Raw genomic sequence first — 15,101 nt, forward strand, 5'->3', positions numbered from 1 at the left:
GAACCTCTCATGTTCAACGCAGAGAAACCCAGCCTCGACCAGCTTCCCAGCTCGAAGCAGCTTGTCCGCTCCACTGTGATCGCCGGCGTCTCGGCCGTTGCGATCCTCGTTACCGTGGTGCTGCCCGCCGAATACGATATCGACCCGACCGGCATAGGCCGCGTTATCGGCCTTAAGGAAATGGGCGAGATCAAGACCCAGCTCGCGGACGAGGCAGAGGCCGACCGGCTGATGGACCAGGCCGCCGAAGAACAGTCCAGCCTGCTGAACGGTGTGCTTGGTCTCTTCGTCGGAGCCGCCTATGCGCAGGAAGCCACCTCCGAAACCGCCGAGGCATGGCGCGACGAGACCAGCTTCACGCTGGAGCCCGGCGAATCCGCTGAATGGAAGCTGGTGATGGAGAAGGGCCAGACCGCGCAATACCGGATGGTCGTCGAGGGCGGTAAGGTCAACTTTGACCTGCACGGTCACGGCGGCGGCAATTCGGCCACCTATGAAAAGGGCCGCGGTTCTACCGGCGCGGAGGGCGAGATCGTCGCCGAATTCAACGGCGAACACGGCTGGTTCTGGCGCAACCGCGACAGCTCGAACGTTACAGTGACAGTTCAGGTCCGCGGCGAATACGCGGAGTTCAAGGACGCAAGCTGAAGCCGATGTTGCCGTTCGCACGCTACGCGGCGAACGGCAGTTCTCCGCCCCTCGTCTCGAGAACGTGGACGGCCCAAAGCCGACCTTGAGCGTGGCCTTCCGATTCTGCATGTGCAGCCCGCATTCCGGACAATCGCCGCGGGTGTAAAGTTCGGAGTCTGTTGTCGCACACCGACCAGCCTCTGTAGTCCTACGGATTTCAAAACCCTGACAGGAGGTTATGCTTGTCTCGACGTCACGATGCTTGAAATGGTATCGCCCGCAACGGAACCGAACACGTGTCAGATAGAACGCGATCAGCACGAGACATCCTGCGCCGATCCCTTGTCCGGGCGCGCGCCTGGGTGCTCGTTTGCGTTCTGACGCTGGGGCTCCTCGCCGGTTTCGAGCGCAGCGCGCGGCTGGCCGACCTGACGACGGAGAGCGAACGTCTTCACGCGGTCGCCTCGCAACGCGTCGACCAGCACGATGCGCATCTGACGGCCCTGTCGGCCGTCGCGGTGGCAGGAGCGGAACAGCGTCCGGACCTCTTTCGCGAGGTCGCGGGCGCGATCATGCGATTCTATCCCCGGATCATCGGCATCTCCCTCGTGCCGCTCGACGGGGAGGACGGCGCTCTGGAGATCGGGGTCCGCGAGGCCGATCTCCGGGAGCTCGTCCGCGCGGCCGCCGACCGCTCAACCGGTGCCCCGGTCCTGGTGCGCTATCCCTCCGACCGCCCGTCTTATCTGATCGTCAAACGAAGCCCGAATTCCGAGGCGGCGCGCTACGGGCTCGCACTTATGATCGACGCCTCGGCGCTGCTCGATGGAGACACCGACTATTGGATGCGGGCCGAGGCAACGCGCTGGCTGGCGCTTCCCGACGGCACGACGCTGATCGGTGCCACCGGAGACTCCCGCGCGTCGCAGTTTACCCGCGCCCTTTCGAGTGGCACGCAGCCGCTTGAGCTGAAGACTGCGATCCGCATGACGGTCTCGGACATCCTGCCTCGGGGCCGGGTGGCTCTCGTCCTTGCCGTGATTGCATTGGGTGCCATGGCGCTGCGCGTGATCGGTCGACAACGCGCCAAGGTCCGCGCCGCGGAAGCGCGGGCCGAATTGAGTGGTCTTGAGACCCGTCTCAGCCATGCGTCCCGGGTGAACGCGCTCGGCGAGATGGCAAGTGGCATGGCGCATGAACTGACTCAGCCTCTGACGGCGATCCTGGCGCAGGCGCAGGCGGCCCGGCACCTGGCCGCACGGGGCGACACGGACCGCGTCGCGGGAATCCTCAAGGAGGTTGTCAGACAGACGCGGCGCGCCTCCGCGATCCTGGAGCGCCTGCGGACGTGGACGCGGCTGCGGGAGCGCAATGCGGAACCGATCGATCTCAGAGACTCCATCCGCGTGGCCGAAACCCTCCTCGCGGGACAAGCCCAAGAGCTTGGAGCCTGCCTCATCCTGACAATGCCACAGACGCCTCTGACGGTGGAGGGCGATCGCGTGGAACTAGAGCAGGTGCTGTTCAACTTGATGCGAAACGCGCTCGACGCGGTCGCCGAGAGTCCGGGGGCACGGGAGGTTGCCGTTGACGCGTCACTCCACGGCGAGAAGGCGGTGATCGACGTGAGCGACACAGGACCCGGCATTCGGGCGGATGTGCGGGACCGGCTGTTCACGCCCTTCGTCACGACACGGGAGAGCGGAACGGGCCTCGGCCTCGCGCTCAGCCATCGCTTGGTTGAGAGGGCTGGCGGCGATCTGACATTGGTCGAAGCCCGCGAGGGCGCCCGGTTCAGGATCAGCCTGCCGCTGGCACGCGCCGTCCGGGAGATCGCGGAATGACCGCGCCGGTCTATCTCGTCGACGACGATACGGCGGTCCGGGATGCACTCTCGCTGCTTCTCTGGACGGTGGGGATCAATGTCAGGGCCTTTGCCGGTCCCGAAGACTTCCTGTTGGCTCTCCCGAAGCTCGATCCGGGCTGCCTGATCCTCGACATCCGGATGCCGGCGATCTCGGGGTTGAAGCTGCAGGAACACCTGACAGCGAGCGGTGTGGCCTGGCCGACCGTCGTGATTTCGGGGCACGGCGATATAGAGGCCTGCCGAAAGGCTTTCCGCAATGGCGCCATCGACTTTCTGTCGAAACCGGTGGACGAACAGGATCTCATCGACGCCATCCAGAAGGGGCAGGCAGTGCTCGGTCGCGCCGCCGAAGCCGACGCCGAGCGCAGCGAAGCCATGGCGCTCCTTGCAGGGCTGACGCCGCGCGAACGGGAAGTGCTGTCGCTCGTGGCGCGCGGCTTCGCGACCCGGGAAATCGCCGGAGCGCTTGATGTTTCGCCCCGGACGGTGGAAAGCCATCGCGCGGCGATCGGAGCCAAGCTCGGCACGACTTCGCCGGCCGAGATGACGCGTCTCTGGATCGAGGCCGAGAGCGCTCCGTAGTTCTGCGGAGGTGTCGGTCCGGCCTACGAATGGGGCGGAATCCCGCGATGGCGTAGGTGTCTCCCTGTTACCCACAAAGGAGAACCGACATGCTCAGAACAACCGTACTTCTCGCCGCACTAGCCGCCCCCGTGGCCGCTGCGGCCCAGGATCTTCCAACCAGCCGCTATATGCCGCTTACGATGGCGACCGAAGCTGCAAGCGCCGCTCTCGCCGCCTGCGCGGCTGATGGCTACAACGTCAGTGTTGCAATCGTCTCCCGTGACGGTGCGACCAAGGTGCATCTGAAGGCCGACAATTCTGGCCCGCACACTGTTGGCAGCGCTCAGGGCAAGGCCTTCACCTCGGCCTCGATGGGACGCGATACCGCCGGGCTGGCCCAGTTTATCGGCGAGAACCCGCAGCATGGCGGCTTGCGCTACATGGATGCGCGCATGGTCATCCAAGGTGGTGGTCTGCCGATCCGGATCGGCGGCGCGCTCGTCGGCGGTATCGGTGTTGGCGGTGCGCCCGGCGGCCACCTGGACGAGGCCTGCGCACGCGCCGGGCTGGACGTGATCGGTGCCGAGTAAGTCAATGATGGTCCGTGCGACACGCGCACGGACCCCACGCGAAAACGTCACGAAAGGTAGACCCATGCGCCAACTTCCCCTGATTGTCCTTTTTGTCGGACTTGCCGCGCCGGTTTGGGCGCAAACCGCCCCTTCTGCGCGCGAAGTCGCGACCTATGACGGGCTCTTCCTCGCTGCGCATGAGGGCGATATCGCTGAGATCGAACGGCTGGTCGTGGAGGGCGCCGACATCGATGCCCGAGACTCCAGGGGCCGGACACCGGCCCATGTGGCGGCTTTCGCCTCCGAGGACGAAGCGCTGCGCGCTCTGGCCGAGGCCGGTGCCGACATGAACGCCTTCGAACACCAGGCCTACGACGTCGTTACGATCGCCGCTGTGGCGGACGATCCCGACCTGATGTCGCTCGCCATCGAGCTGGGCAACGATCCGGGTCTCGTGACGAGCCCCTATCTCGGCACCGCGCTGATCGCCGCGGCGCATCTTGGCCATGCCGAGGTGGTGCGGCGTTTAATCGATGCGGGCGCGCCGCTCGATCACATCAACAACCTGCACTGGACGGCCGTCATGGAAGCCGTGGTGCTGGGCGACGGTGGCCCGGATCACCAGGCGGTACTTGACGCCTTGCTCACCGCTGGGGCTGACCGCTCGCTGGCCGACCGCGATGGCGTCACAGCACTTCAGCACGCGGAGGCACGGGGGTTCACTGAAATGTCTGAACGGCTTCGCCGAGAGGACTAACTCGCTCGTGCCAAGGGAATTGGCCCGAATTCTCCAGAGGCTGACAAAATACGGCCCTTTGCAGACATTGAGTGGGGGTGGGCGGCTCTGCAGCGCAGCATGCGATTTCGGACATTGGCAGGTAGCGTGGCCTGAAAATCCAGAGCGCTGCCAATCAGCTCTGGCTCTCCCTTCGGTGCCACCACTCCGCTAGGCGGTTACAGGTCACGCCATGCCGGGAACTGGAAAAAACTAGCCTGAACATCCCGTTCAGTTCTACAAGCCTCCCAGAGGCTTTGCGCTTGAATGCGGCTTGCCAACCTGCAACTGCAGTATTCCCTGCAATAGACCAGATCTGCGCTGAAAACCTGATGTCTTCCTGCGCATCTGCCGCACCTTCTTGCCAATACTGCCTGATCTGATCCCGGCCCGTCAGCGGTTCGCTGAAAGGGGTCTCATGGTATTCTGCCGCTACCGTGAACAGGGCGGCCGCCTTGTCTGGGTCGCCTTCTATCCAGGCCCTGCCATAGGCCTTCAGCCAGTCTTCAACGTCCTGTTCTCTCATGCCGGCCTCAAATTTCTTCAAGTGGCTGACGCAATATCCTTAACGCGCTGCAGCGGGCCGACGGCTCTGCCGCCGGCCCGAATAGTCAAGCGGCCAGGGATTGCGTGACCTTGATCAGCTTTTCCTCGTCGATGTCGTACATATAGCCGTAGATATTGGCGTGTTTGGGGGTTCCGGCGGAGTCCCGCATCAATTGGACATCATGCTCAAGGGAGGCTGTGTAGTCGCTGATGCAAATGCTCTCCGCGGGGTACAACGGTTCAATATCGGCATCGTGCTCCTGTCTGTAGGCGTCAATTATCCCCTCTTTGGTGAACGAGGTAGCGCCGCAATGGGTGTGGTGAACGATGACGATGTTCTCGATCCCGAACAGGTGCTGCGCCACTGTGACGGACCGCAGGGCGTCATAAGCCCGGCCTCCTGCCACACAAATCTCGAAGACATTTGTGGTCGAAGCGATCTTGCTGCCATTGCCGTCGGTGACGATCTCTCCGGGGTGTGTCTGACCGAACTCTTCGGCGACCAGCCGCGGCACTTGGGCGATGCGCGGGTCATAGCAATAGACGACCACGGTTTTCAGCGGCACCGCCTTGGCGAATTCCTTGCGCACCGCTGCTTCGTCAAAGCCGGGCTGCTTGGAAAAGGCATAAGCGTCGAAGTTCTGATGGTTGCCACACATGTTGATCTCCTTTCATCAGGTCAGAAAATGGCTGCAAGCGCGCGCTGCACCGATGCGCGGTCCTGCGCCTCGCGGTACCAGCGCAGGGTGGCCGGCAAGTCCTTCAGGCGGCCGGTGCCCAGCAGGTGGATCATGGGAAAAGCGGCACAGTCAGCTGCACCGAAACGGCCGCCGCTTAGAAAGCTGCATGCGCCGAGTCGCTGCTCGATGCCCGCGAGCGCGCGCATTGCCCGCGCCTCGCCAAAGGCCAGGCCAGCGCTGCTGCCCTCTTCGCGCTCCAAGCTGAGCCCGAAATTGACGGGTGCCACCAGGTCGGTCATCACTAGGCTCAGAGTTTCAAGCGCGTGGGCGCGCTCCGCCCGGGCGGCAGGTAGCAGCTGGCCGGACTTTTCGGCCAAATAAAGCAGGATCGCCATGGATTGGCTCAGGGTGATCTTGCGGCCGAAAGGGGCTTCGTTGTCGATGATCAGCGGCACCTGGCCCATCGGGTTGAGCGCCAGGAACCCCGGCCTGTCCTGGTCCCGCTCGCGCAGGTTTACAGGCGTGGTTTTGTAGGGCAGCCCGGTTTCTTCCAGCGCAACCAGCACCCGGTAAGTGTTACCGGTGGTCCATCCGTAAAGATCAATCATTCCCCCCTCCTGCGACCGGTGCCGGGCTGCGGTCGAGACTGATCTGCAGCTCCTTCATCACCGCACCGAACCCGCCGGCCATCAGGCCGGTAATCCGGCCGGCGCTGAGATCCAGCTCAACGGTGATTTCGCTTGGGGAAGCGGGCTCCATGAAGTGGCCCTGCTCAATCAGCAGCCTTGGCTTGCTCGCACCCAGGTGGTCATAGAGCGCGCAGGCCAACGGGCCCGCTGCCATGCCGGTGGCCGACTCTTCGCTGATGCCGTAACGCGGCGCAAACATGCGGGTGGTGGCGTCAGCAGAGGTAGCACCGGGATCCGTCGTGAACACGTAAAAGCCGATCAGATCCAAGGCTTCGCTGATGGCCTCGAGCTGCGCAAAGCCGGGTTTCACCGCCTTGAGCGCGGCACCGCCTTTGACTGCAACCAGCACAAAACTGTTGCCGGTATTGGCCAGCTTGGGGGAGAAACGCGGATCCAGATCCTCCGGCGTCAGCCCCAGTGCGTTCAGCACATCCTGTTCCTGAACGCCCCGGTCCGCCCACTCAGACGGGTCTTCGTACCGCGGTGCCAGCTGCTCCATATAGGCGGCGCCATCCCGGATGATAATCTTGCGCGGGCCGTCCACGGTCTCTTTCGAGGTCTCCCCCTCACTCACCCGTCCGAGCTCGGCAAGATAGCTGAAGGTAGCGATGGTTGCATGGCCGCAATGGGCGATGCGCCGCGCTGGAGTAAAGAAATCCAGCTTGAACCCCTCGGTTTCAGAGCGGGACACAAAGGCGGTTTCGGACAGGCCGACCTTCTGCGCGATCTCAAGCATTTGCGCGTCGTTGAGGCCGTCGGCATCCAGCACAACACCGGCCGGATTGCCGCCGATCGCCTGCGGTTGGCCGGCCGCGCCGGTGCCAAGCCGCTCCAGGTCTTCGTCGCTCAACCCGTCGCGCCCGGCCTCCAGAAGCTCAGGGTCGCCATGATCTTTGAGGGTGACGAAACCGTTGACGATACGGGCGGTGACTGTGGCTTCAGTGCGGGTCATGCTTTCGGTTCCTTTTCATGAATTGCCGTCAGCATGATCCATCCCTTGCCAGGAATACATTGATATAACTATGATCCAGATTCATGAAAAAAACAGACACCCTTCTGCCCAAGCTGATTCAGAGCTCGCCCTTGCTAGAGGCGATTGCCGAGGAGCAGAACTTTACCCGCGCCGCGGAGCGCCTCGGCATCGAGCAATCGGCAGTCAGCCACAGGATCAAGGCGTTGGAGAAAGCGCTCGGGGTGCCGCTGTTTGACCGCACAACCCGCAGGATCATGCCGACCGAAGCCGGCCGTATCCTGTGTGACGCCGCGCAGCACAGCGGCAGCGCCTGGCGCGCGGCTCTCACCCGTCTGCATGACCTCAAAACCAGCCGCAGCCTGCGCCTGTCGGTTTCTTCCTCGGTGGCGATGAAATGGGTTGTGCCCGCCCTGCAGCGCGCGCAGGACAGCGGGCTGGATCTTCTGGTCGACGTGGATGACCGGCTGGTCGATCTGCACGCAGGCGAGGCCAAAGCCGCAATCCGCTATGGGCTTGGCCCTTATCCCGGGCTGCATTCCGAGCCTCTGCTGCAGGCGGTTCTGCTGCCCGTCAGCCGGCCCGGTTACCTGGGGCCGGTGCCGCTGCAGGACTATTGCCGCCAGCCCGGCGCCCGGCTCTTGGTGGATCGCTTCGGCGAAAGCGACGGCACCGGGTTTAGTTGGCAGGAGTATTTTGCCGGCCGCGGCTGGGATATAGAGTTCGAACGCTCCATCAACGCCTTTGCCCGTGCCGATCTTGCCATCCAGGCTGCCATTGGCGGCATGGGCATTGCGCTCGGGCGCAGCCTGCTGGTGGAAAATGATCTTGAGGCTGGATTCCTGGAAGTTGTTGGCAAGCAGGTGAAATCCCGCGCCCGCTACTGGCTGGTCACCACCCCCGCCAATGCCGCCACCGATGGGTATCAGGCGTTGCGCCAGTGGGTTCATGAAGAGATTTCAACAATCCGCGCACAGCAATCGGAGTTGTTCCGCACGGGCTGATCTCAGAAATCATGAGACCAGCTCATGTACATATGGCTCGCCCCGCCCCCCGTTTCTGAGCTAGCCAGCAGGCAGATGCTCAAGTCTTTGGGGGTGCGGCATGCACTTTGTCCTTTGCGATGTCTTCTCAGATGGCCCGTTCTCCGGCAACAGCCTGGCGGTTTTCCCCGATGCGCGAACACTGGACGGCCGGCAGATGCTGCAGCTGACCCGGGAGCTCAAGCACTTTGAATCCGCCTTCCTAACCGGGCAGGCACTCGCGGACGGAAGCCGGCCATTGCGTGTTTTCGACCTGGAAGAGGAGCTGCCGTTTGCCGGCCACCCGCTGCTGGGCGCTGCGGCCGTGCTGCATGACCTTGAGCAGCCCGCCTTAACGGCAAAGACTGCCTTTGCCTTGGGAGACCGCCGGGTGACTCTGCGTTCTGCCCGCCGCCCAGCTGGGTTTGACGTTTGGATGGATCAGGGGAAGCCCCTGTATTTGGCAGAGCTGAACGGCCCCGCCGCCCGGCAGCTTGCCAGCTGTTTCTCGCTGGCGATTGAGGATCTTGCCCCGGGTCTGCCGCTGGAAGTCATCTCAACCGGGCTTCGCTATCTGGTGGTGCCTGTCCGGCAGGGTTTGGACAGGGCGGCTATCCGTGTACCGGACCTCGAGCAGCGGCTGGCGGATGCAGGCGCTCAGTTTGCTTACCTGTACGACGTCCACCGGAGCGAAGGGCGCCATTGGTCCAACGACGGACGGATTGAGGACATCGCAACCGGCAGCGCCGCAGGCGTCATTGGCGCTTATGCCCATAAGCACGGGCTGCTGAACGCGGCAGGCGGGCTGGACCTGAAGCAAGGGCAATATGCAGGCCGGCCCAGCCGGATTTCGGTGCAGGTGGAGAGCGGCCCGGATGGGATCAAAGCCATCCAAGTCGGCGGTCAGGTTTCAATCCTGGGCACCGGCCGGTTCGAGGTGCTGCCATGACACCTGCCCTGCGCCATATCACCCGCGAAGAAATCTCCGCCCGGCTGTCCCACGCGGCCCTGCTATCGCCAGTGCGCCAGGCGATGATCGCCTACAGCGCAGGAAAGGCAGCGTCGGCGGCTCAGGTGCTGTTCCCTGCGCCGGGCGCCGATGTGCATGTCAAAAGCGCGGCTCTGCCTGGCACCCCCATTTTCACCGTCAAGCTCGCGGGCTGGTCGGAGAGCCTGAAAGCAGACACCGGCAGCGGCCATAGCGGGCTGATCCTGGCCTGCGACTCCAAGACCTGCCAGCCGCTTGCACTGCTTCACGACGGACATCTGATTTCAGACTACCGGACCGGTGCCGCCGGCGCTTTGGCCGCGCACAGTTGCCTGTCTGCCGGACCAGTGGACGCGGCGTTGCTGGGCGCTGGCACGCAGGCGCGCCATCAGATCCACGCGCTGGCGCAATTGCGGGATATCCGCAGCCTCCGCATCTGGGCCCGTCGGCCTGAAGCGGCCAATTCGCTGGCGGCTGCCCTGCAGGCCGGGCTTCCGGCAAGCCGGGTCTCCCCTGCGGGCAGCCCGTCCGAAGCGATGCGCGGAGCCCGACTGGTGGTATCCGCCACCGCCGCCGTAGAGCCTTTGTTCCAGGCTGAAGATGTTGAACCCGGACAGACCGTGATTAGCGTCGGGGCCGATGACGAAGCCAAATGCGAACTGCCCCCGGGCCTGCTCGCCCGGGCCGACAAGGTCTTTACCGACAGTCTCGGACAGGCTCGCGCCTATGGCAACGCAGCCCGCGCCCTGTCTTCTGGCCTGACGGAGGCAGAACTTGGGATGCAGGAATTGGGCGCTGCCTGGGCCAACAATGACCGGCTGCGCAACAGCGAACGCCAAGTCATCGTTTGCAGCCTGACCGGGTTGGGGGTGCAGGACCTTGCTGCGGTTTCAACCTTATTCAACTGGGAAACACCCCGGACGAACTCCGCACCCGCTCAAAAGACCGGATAAAGGCGGCGGCCTTAAGGAACCCGCCGAGGCGAGCGGGACCTGCTTCCGCCTTTTCATAATGATCGATGTGAAAATTTAAGGAGACACGAAAATGACCGACACTCTGGGCTGGAAAATCGAAGGCCATTCGTTCCGGGACGGCAGCCTGCTGGCAGATTGGGAAAAGATCTACCAGGACAGCATCTGGCACTGGCAGTACGACACCCACGAGATGACCTTCGCCATCTACAAACACGATGGCCAGTACTGGAAGCTGTATCATGCCCGTTTTGTGCAGCCCGGCGCCGATGAATATTCTTATGGCTTTGGCGGCCAGGCCTGCCGGATGGTGGAGGTGGAATACACGCGCCGTGCGCGCTCGACCCATTCTCACATGCTGATGGAAAAGGGCGACCGCCAGTGGATCCGGACCTACGAGTACGACCCCGCGATCATGACCGTCAACACCGCCGGTGAGGAGAACGGAAAATACGGCGCACCCTATACCGAAATCCGCAAGAAGCAGTGGGCCTGACCATGGCCGGGCCTCTCTGCATCATTACCGGTGTCGGCGACGCCACCGGCAGCGCCACGGTGCGCAAGTTCATCTCGCAAGGCTACAAGGTAGCCATGATCGCCCGCAACGCGGACCGACTGCAGGCGCTGGCAGACCAGCACCCCGGCGCGCAGGCTTATGCCTGCGACATCTCCGATCTGCAGGCCTTCGAAACCTGCCTGACCAGAATCGAGGCGGAAATGGGTGTGCCCCGGGTACTGGTGCATAATGCGGTGTCGCACAGTTTTGGCCGGTTCCGCGAGCTGGATCCGCTGGAGATCGAACGGAACTTCTGGGTCGCCGAATACGGCAACCCGCCCTGTGCTGCGAAAAATTTCAGCAGTTTGCGCCGAATTCGGAGTTTTTCAACAAAATGGGCGGATAGTGTGAATTCGCTGCAACCGCGAGTGCAACTCCTGCGATCTGTGAAAGCGGTCGTTCATTGTTAGGATCAGTTTCCCCCTCAAATCACCATGCCGACGGCCGAGATAGGTGCTGTACGAGGTTGCACAAGCGTTCGCCACGCAACCGCCGATGCCCGTATGGGCCGTTACCCATCAACTTTGATCCACACAGGGCGACGGGCCCCACTTGCTTGTGGTGCTTTCGGTTCACCGTCTCCGACACGTGCCCAGAATCCTGATTTGCGGGATGTGCTGTTTTGAGCTTGGCAAGATAGGTTGCATGGTCGACCATTCCGCTTGGGCGGATTGGGTCCGCTTCGCCCGCCAGCAGGCCGAGTTTCCCGAGGTATTTTGCGCCGTGCCCATAGGCCTTGGAGCGTGCGCGGTCGAGGATGTTTTCCAGAAGGGCACGGTAGAGGATCGTCGCCGCCAGCGGATGATCGTGTTCCAGAAGGCCCGCAACTTTAGGCAGGATGTGCCAGTCACCTCCATCCCAGCGGTGTGGGTGCGTCGTGATCAGTTTTGCCGCCAAATCAAGTCGTGGCCAGCCCAGGTAGAATTGCAGTGCCACTTCGGGTTCTGTCTTTTCCAGCGCGAAGGCATGGGCGCGGTCTTCGGCCTCGATATCCTCGAAGTCCGGCAGCTGTTTGCGGTGTTCCCGAAGAATGTCGGCGGACAGGCGCGCCTCGAAACAGCGCCAACGCAGGGCCTGTGCGGCCGACCTGTCGCCGGTGGCGTCCAAGATGCGCGCCTCCAGGCTGACCCGTTCTGGCGACAGGTCATCATCAGCTTCGCCGAAGGTACGCCGCCCGGGCTTGCGCACCCACTCCTGCGCCTCGGCGCTGCGACCGATCTCCAGAAGCTGTGCAGCGATCCCCAGCGTATCCTGCATATGCGGCTTCTTCTTGAGCTCCAGCGCGATGAGCAGATTGAGATCCCCCCGCGCCGAGGCAAGGATCTGACGCATCGCAGCCCATTGCGAGGTCATGGAGTAGAACCAGCCATCCGATTTGCGCGCCGCGTCCTCGGCTTGCCGCTCGGCGATGGCGTCTTTCAGATCGCCGTCCCATCGCGCCAAGCTGTCTTGCGGCAGATGCGCCGCCACTGCCTCGGTCACGTCAGCGAGATAGTCATGCGTGCTTTCGCCAAGGGCGGTCATAATCTTCTCGGGCAGCAGATCCGCTTCGGTCGCAGCCAGGCTATGCGCCAGATCGCCGGTCGCATGGATCGCCTGATAATAGACGTCCTGAACGCGGCCCGAGGAATCGTCGACGCGTTCGAACACCTGTTCATGGGTGGCGATGAAGCGCAGCAGCCGGTCTATGGCCAAAGCCGGGGCGGCAGGGCCAAGCTCAGCCGTGATCGTATCGGTCAGGCTGCGCAGGTCCTCGGCAAAGGCGCGGGCCTTGTCCCATTCGATGAAGCTCTTTGCTCGCGCCAGCCCGGACAGCCGCCGGTCGATCAGCTTGGCAGTGGCTTCGGGGCCGGACTTCCCGGCCAGCGCTGCTTTGACCTGCCGCCGGAACCCCGCATTGCGCTCTGCTTCTTCCAGAACCAGCTGCGCGAGCTTGTCGGCACCGAGGTCTTTCAGCTTGTCTGTGGACAGGACAGGTTTGCGGGCCATGGGCAGGTCTCAACTTTGAACTTTTGCCCCGATAAGTGCCTTGGTCAGATCGTGAGTGCAAGTATCGGGTGTTTGATCGACCAAGCGTTCCAACATGAACCAATGTCCCGCGTGACTGACCTTCAAATGGTTGACGACCTCGCACATGCCGCGAATGGCCGGTCTTGTGAGGCTGCGCTGCAACATCACCGAAGGTAAGCGAACGGCAGGAATGGGCCGAATACAGTGCATTCAGTAGGTGGAGGGGCAACGAAACGCTACCCCTCTTGTCATTTCACCTCTTTGAATTGCCTCCCTTCGAAGATCCAACGGGGTTCGCCGCGTTGGAGTTGACCGTGGAGCGCCCAGGTCTCGTCTTGACGGGTAGCGTCGGCTTCCGCCTTTTCGGCATCAGCTAGCGCGGCAAGCCGTTCCATCGCCAGACGGCGGTTCTGGTGCTGCGAGCGGGTGTCGCGCACGATGACGGCGTAGACTTGCCCATTGCCGCTGGTCCAGCGCGCCCTGATTGCGCTCGAGGTCTTGTTTTGGTGCTGGCCGCCGGGGCCTCCTGCGCGAATGGCCTGCATTTCAACGGAGGCCGGATCAATCCCCACTGCGTCAGTGGCCGCAGGCAGGCGGAAGATCTGCACAAACCAGTTCTTCCGTTTGTGCCTGGGGCACAGCTCGCTCTGACACCGCCAAAGCACGGTACCTTCAACGGCGCACGCCAATTCGGTAGCCTGAGTGCCGCTCAGGATCACCACCGCTGAGGCGGGGCCGTAGAAGAGGGCATCATCCAGAGGTAAAGCAGATGCCCAATCCGCCGTGCCTACACCGCATCTTTCCATTTGGCCTGGGTCACGTAAACGATGCTATCATCAACACTGACCATTACATCGCTATCCTGAATATTGACCTGCAGCTTCATCGAGCGACTTGCAAGGTTTCCCAAGTCACGGGTATTCGCCTCTGAAAAATTGACAACTTGCAGGTTGTCAAACCGGGTGGTGCTGTTTTTGATTTTTTCCCACCACACCTCAGCCGTCCTGCCATAACTATAGACAATCACCTCTTTGGCTTTGCCACAAGATTGACGAACAATCTTCTCGCTTGGAAGTCCTAACGCCACCCACAATTCAAGCTCGCCACTCAGGCTTTTCTGCCAAATGTCTGGCTCATCATCAGTTGAAAGGCCCTTAGTAAGCTCCAATTGTTCATGGGCATTCAGTGCAAAAGCGAGAAGACGCACCATCATCCGTTCATCCGTCTCCGACGGATGTTTGGCAACGGTCAGCTTGTGGGTCTCATAATAGTGACGATCCATATCGGAAACGGAAAGCTCAACTTTATAAATGGTGGCTTTTTGCGCCATGACTTTTCCCGGACTAGCGATGATAGGGATCTTTAGAGCGCAGCGTGGCTTTGTGAAAGCGGAAAGCAACTGGCATCATCCGCGACGTTTTCGACCCACCGCCGACCTTAAAGCCATCACAGTGTTGAACTGAGCACGAATGGCTGGTCTGGGGAAGCTGCGACGCAGCGTCTAGCGAACCGGGCAGCGGCGGCTGTGGGCCGCCTTTGCAAGCGGCCCATATTCTTCAAATTTCCACGCTTTCGGAGATCGTGAGGGCATCTTCCAGCTCGACGCCGAGATAGCGGACGGTGCTGTCCATCTTGGTATGTCCGAGCAGGAGTTGAACGGCCCGCAGGTTGCCAGTCTTTCTGTAGATACGCGGGTTATAACCGCCTGCTCAAGCATCAGGGGAACACGATCCGGCTGGCCTGCTGCCGGGCACACGCCCGGCGCAAACTCTTCGAGGCCGCCAAATCCAGCAAAGCCGCTCCGATTGCTGACGATGGCCTGATCCAGTTCCAGGCTCTCTACCGCATCGAAAAGGACATCCGGGGCCAATGCCCGGAGGATCGAAAAGCGGCGCGCCAGGAGCGCTCAAAACCGCTGATCGGTCAAATGGAGAACTGGCTCAAGGAAAACCGCACCTGCGTCTCCGCCAAATCCCCCATCGGCGAGACCCTGAACTGCATCTCCGAATACTGGGCAGGTCTGACGGGGTTCCTCGACGACGGCCGCGTGGCACTGGACTCCAATTTCCCCTCCCGGCAGATTGCTGCGCAATCGCCTGCCGGGCAGTGGTGCGAGCGGACAATCCGGCCGATAGCGAACGGATGGTCATTATACACCTCCTCTTTAAGTGTTTGGAAACATTGGAAGCTGATCTGTAGAATTGCTCCGACACGGGCGCTCTTTCCACTTTATCGCGGTCTGGACTGGCTCCGAGTGTAAG

The 15,101-nt window shown here is 62.2% G+C and carries 18 protein-coding genes; 11 read left to right on the plus strand and 7 right to left on the minus strand.

The window, feature by feature from the left end; genetic code table 11:
- Positions 1-9 precede the first annotated feature (9 nt).
- From A2I95_RS02455 to A2I95_RS02475, 5 genes are all read left to right on the plus strand, one after another.
- Positions 10-648 carry a transmembrane anchor protein gene (locus A2I95_RS02455; RefSeq protein ID WP_291727431.1) on the plus strand — a complete coding sequence of 213 codons (639 nt, stop codon included), beginning with the start codon at positions 10-12 and terminating at the stop codon, positions 646-648.
- A gap of 344 nt (positions 649-992) precedes the next feature.
- The gene (locus A2I95_RS02460) at positions 993-2,474 is read left to right on the plus strand and encodes an ATP-binding protein (RefSeq protein WP_291727433.1); all 1,482 of its coding nucleotides are present in this window, start codon (positions 993-995) and stop codon (positions 2,472-2,474) included.
- On the plus strand, positions 2,471-3,079 hold the full coding sequence (locus tag A2I95_RS02465; protein WP_291727435.1) for a response regulator: 609 nt from the start codon (positions 2,471-2,473) through the stop codon (positions 3,077-3,079). Before A2I95_RS02460 ends, A2I95_RS02465 begins: the two co-directional genes overlap by 4 nt.
- An 89-nt stretch (positions 3,080-3,168) precedes the next feature.
- Positions 3,169-3,651, plus strand: a complete 483-nt coding sequence (locus tag A2I95_RS02470; protein WP_291727437.1) for a heme-binding protein — start codon at positions 3,169-3,171, stop codon at positions 3,649-3,651.
- Positions 3,652-3,715: 64 nt separating this feature from the next.
- Positions 3,716-4,390 (plus strand): ankyrin repeat domain-containing protein, encoded by a 675-nt coding sequence (locus A2I95_RS02475; protein WP_291727439.1) that lies wholly within the window; start codon positions 3,716-3,718, stop codon positions 4,388-4,390.
- A gap of 154 nt (positions 4,391-4,544) precedes the next feature.
- On the opposite strand, the gene A2I95_RS02480 is transcribed toward A2I95_RS02475, so the two are convergent.
- From A2I95_RS02480 to A2I95_RS02495, 4 genes are all read right to left on the minus strand, one after another.
- A complete protein-coding gene (locus A2I95_RS02480; protein ID WP_291727441.1) occupies positions 4,545-4,934 on the minus strand; it encodes a nuclear transport factor 2 family protein in 390 nt (129 codons plus the stop codon).
- Positions 4,935-5,019: 85 nt separating this feature from the next.
- Positions 5,020-5,613, minus strand: coding sequence for a hypothetical protein (locus A2I95_RS02485; RefSeq protein ID WP_291727443.1), 594 nt, complete (start codon positions 5,611-5,613; stop codon positions 5,020-5,022).
- 20 nt (positions 5,614-5,633) lie between these two features.
- Positions 5,634-6,242 carry a glutathione S-transferase family protein gene (locus A2I95_RS02490; RefSeq protein ID WP_291727445.1) on the minus strand — a complete coding sequence of 203 codons (609 nt, stop codon included), beginning with the start codon at positions 6,240-6,242 and terminating at the stop codon, positions 5,634-5,636.
- On the minus strand, positions 6,235-7,275 hold the full coding sequence (locus A2I95_RS02495) for a PhzF family phenazine biosynthesis protein (RefSeq protein WP_291727447.1): 1,041 nt from the start codon (positions 7,273-7,275) through the stop codon (positions 6,235-6,237). Before A2I95_RS02495 ends, A2I95_RS02490 begins: the two co-directional genes overlap by 8 nt.
- An 83-nt stretch (positions 7,276-7,358) precedes the next feature.
- Between A2I95_RS02495 and A2I95_RS02500 the strand changes: the two genes are divergently transcribed.
- The 5 genes from A2I95_RS02500 (at position 7,359) to A2I95_RS02520 (ending at position 11,240) form a co-directional block, all read left to right on the plus strand.
- Positions 7,359-8,297 (plus strand): LysR family transcriptional regulator, encoded by a 939-nt coding sequence (locus A2I95_RS02500; protein ID WP_291727449.1) that lies wholly within the window; start codon positions 7,359-7,361, stop codon positions 8,295-8,297.
- Positions 8,298-8,397: 100 nt separating this feature from the next.
- Complete coding sequence (locus A2I95_RS02505; protein WP_291727451.1) at positions 8,398-9,264, plus strand: PhzF family phenazine biosynthesis protein; 867 nt, start codon at positions 8,398-8,400, stop codon at positions 9,262-9,264.
- Positions 9,261-10,256, plus strand: coding sequence for an ornithine cyclodeaminase family protein (locus tag A2I95_RS02510; RefSeq protein WP_291727453.1), 996 nt, complete (start codon positions 9,261-9,263; stop codon positions 10,254-10,256). Before A2I95_RS02505 ends, A2I95_RS02510 begins: the two co-directional genes overlap by 4 nt.
- A gap of 91 nt (positions 10,257-10,347) precedes the next feature.
- Positions 10,348-10,770, plus strand: a complete 423-nt coding sequence (locus A2I95_RS02515) for a hypothetical protein (protein WP_291727455.1) — start codon at positions 10,348-10,350, stop codon at positions 10,768-10,770.
- A 2-nt stretch (positions 10,771-10,772) separates the two neighbouring features.
- A complete protein-coding gene (locus A2I95_RS02520) occupies positions 10,773-11,240 on the plus strand; it encodes an SDR family oxidoreductase (protein WP_291727457.1) in 468 nt (155 codons plus the stop codon).
- Positions 11,241-11,259: 19 nt separating this feature from the next.
- On the opposite strand, the gene A2I95_RS02525 is transcribed toward A2I95_RS02520, so the two are convergent.
- From A2I95_RS02525 to A2I95_RS02535, 3 genes are all read right to left on the minus strand, one after another.
- Complete coding sequence (locus A2I95_RS02525; RefSeq protein ID WP_291727459.1) at positions 11,260-12,819, minus strand: DUF6880 family protein; 1,560 nt, start codon at positions 12,817-12,819, stop codon at positions 11,260-11,262.
- Between the two features lie 269 nt (positions 12,820-13,088).
- Positions 13,089-13,448: a peptide chain release factor-like protein gene (locus A2I95_RS02530; RefSeq protein WP_291727461.1), complete on the minus strand. Its 360-nt coding sequence runs from the start codon at positions 13,446-13,448 to the stop codon at positions 13,089-13,091.
- A gap of 179 nt (positions 13,449-13,627) precedes the next feature.
- On the minus strand, positions 13,628-14,170 hold the full coding sequence (locus tag A2I95_RS02535) for a YaeQ family protein (RefSeq protein ID WP_291727463.1): 543 nt from the start codon (positions 14,168-14,170) through the stop codon (positions 13,628-13,630).
- A 405-nt stretch (positions 14,171-14,575) separates the two neighbouring features.
- Between A2I95_RS02535 and A2I95_RS02540 the strand changes: the two genes are divergently transcribed.
- Positions 14,576-15,100, plus strand: a complete 525-nt coding sequence (locus tag A2I95_RS02540) for a transposase (protein WP_291727481.1) — start codon at positions 14,576-14,578, stop codon at positions 15,098-15,100.
- Position 15,101 lies beyond the last annotated feature (1 nt).

It is taken from the genome of Leisingera sp. F5 (genome assembly GCF_001593695.1).

What these genes read in the sequence shown, in the direction of transcription:
- A2I95_RS02485 (WP_291727443.1), bottom strand. Translation starts at nt 5,613, where the DNA reads ATGTGTGGCAACCATCAGAACTTCGACGCTTATGCCTTTTCCAAGCAG.
- A2I95_RS02490 (WP_291727445.1), bottom strand. Translation starts at nt 6,242, where the DNA reads ATGATTGATCTTTACGGATGGACCACCGGTAACACTTACCGGGTGCTG.
- A2I95_RS02520 (WP_291727457.1), top strand. Translation starts at nt 10,773, where the DNA reads ATGGCCGGGCCTCTCTGCATCATTACCGGTGTCGGCGACGCCACCGGC.
- A2I95_RS02510 (WP_291727453.1), top strand. Translation starts at nt 9,261, where the DNA reads ATGACACCTGCCCTGCGCCATATCACCCGCGAAGAAATCTCCGCCCGG.
- A2I95_RS02465 (WP_291727435.1), top strand. Translation starts at nt 2,471, where the DNA reads ATGACCGCGCCGGTCTATCTCGTCGACGACGATACGGCGGTCCGGGAT.
- A2I95_RS02470 (WP_291727437.1), top strand. Translation starts at nt 3,169, where the DNA reads ATGCTCAGAACAACCGTACTTCTCGCCGCACTAGCCGCCCCCGTGGCC.
- A2I95_RS02515 (WP_291727455.1), top strand. Translation starts at nt 10,348, where the DNA reads ATGACCGACACTCTGGGCTGGAAAATCGAAGGCCATTCGTTCCGGGAC.
- A2I95_RS02475 (WP_291727439.1), top strand. Translation starts at nt 3,716, where the DNA reads ATGCGCCAACTTCCCCTGATTGTCCTTTTTGTCGGACTTGCCGCGCCG.
- A2I95_RS02525 (WP_291727459.1), bottom strand. Translation starts at nt 12,819, where the DNA reads ATGGCCCGCAAACCTGTCCTGTCCACAGACAAGCTGAAAGACCTCGGT.
- A2I95_RS02495 (WP_291727447.1), bottom strand. Translation starts at nt 7,275, where the DNA reads ATGACCCGCACTGAAGCCACAGTCACCGCCCGTATCGTCAACGGTTTC.
- A2I95_RS02500 (WP_291727449.1), top strand. Translation starts at nt 7,359, where the DNA reads ATGAAAAAAACAGACACCCTTCTGCCCAAGCTGATTCAGAGCTCGCCC.
- A2I95_RS02480 (WP_291727441.1), bottom strand. Translation starts at nt 4,934, where the DNA reads ATGAGAGAACAGGACGTTGAAGACTGGCTGAAGGCCTATGGCAGGGCC.
- A2I95_RS02535 (WP_291727463.1), bottom strand. Translation starts at nt 14,170, where the DNA reads ATGGCGCAAAAAGCCACCATTTATAAAGTTGAGCTTTCCGTTTCCGAT.
- A2I95_RS02455 (WP_291727431.1), top strand. Translation starts at nt 10, where the DNA reads ATGTTCAACGCAGAGAAACCCAGCCTCGACCAGCTTCCCAGCTCGAAG.
- A2I95_RS02505 (WP_291727451.1), top strand. Translation starts at nt 8,398, where the DNA reads ATGCACTTTGTCCTTTGCGATGTCTTCTCAGATGGCCCGTTCTCCGGC.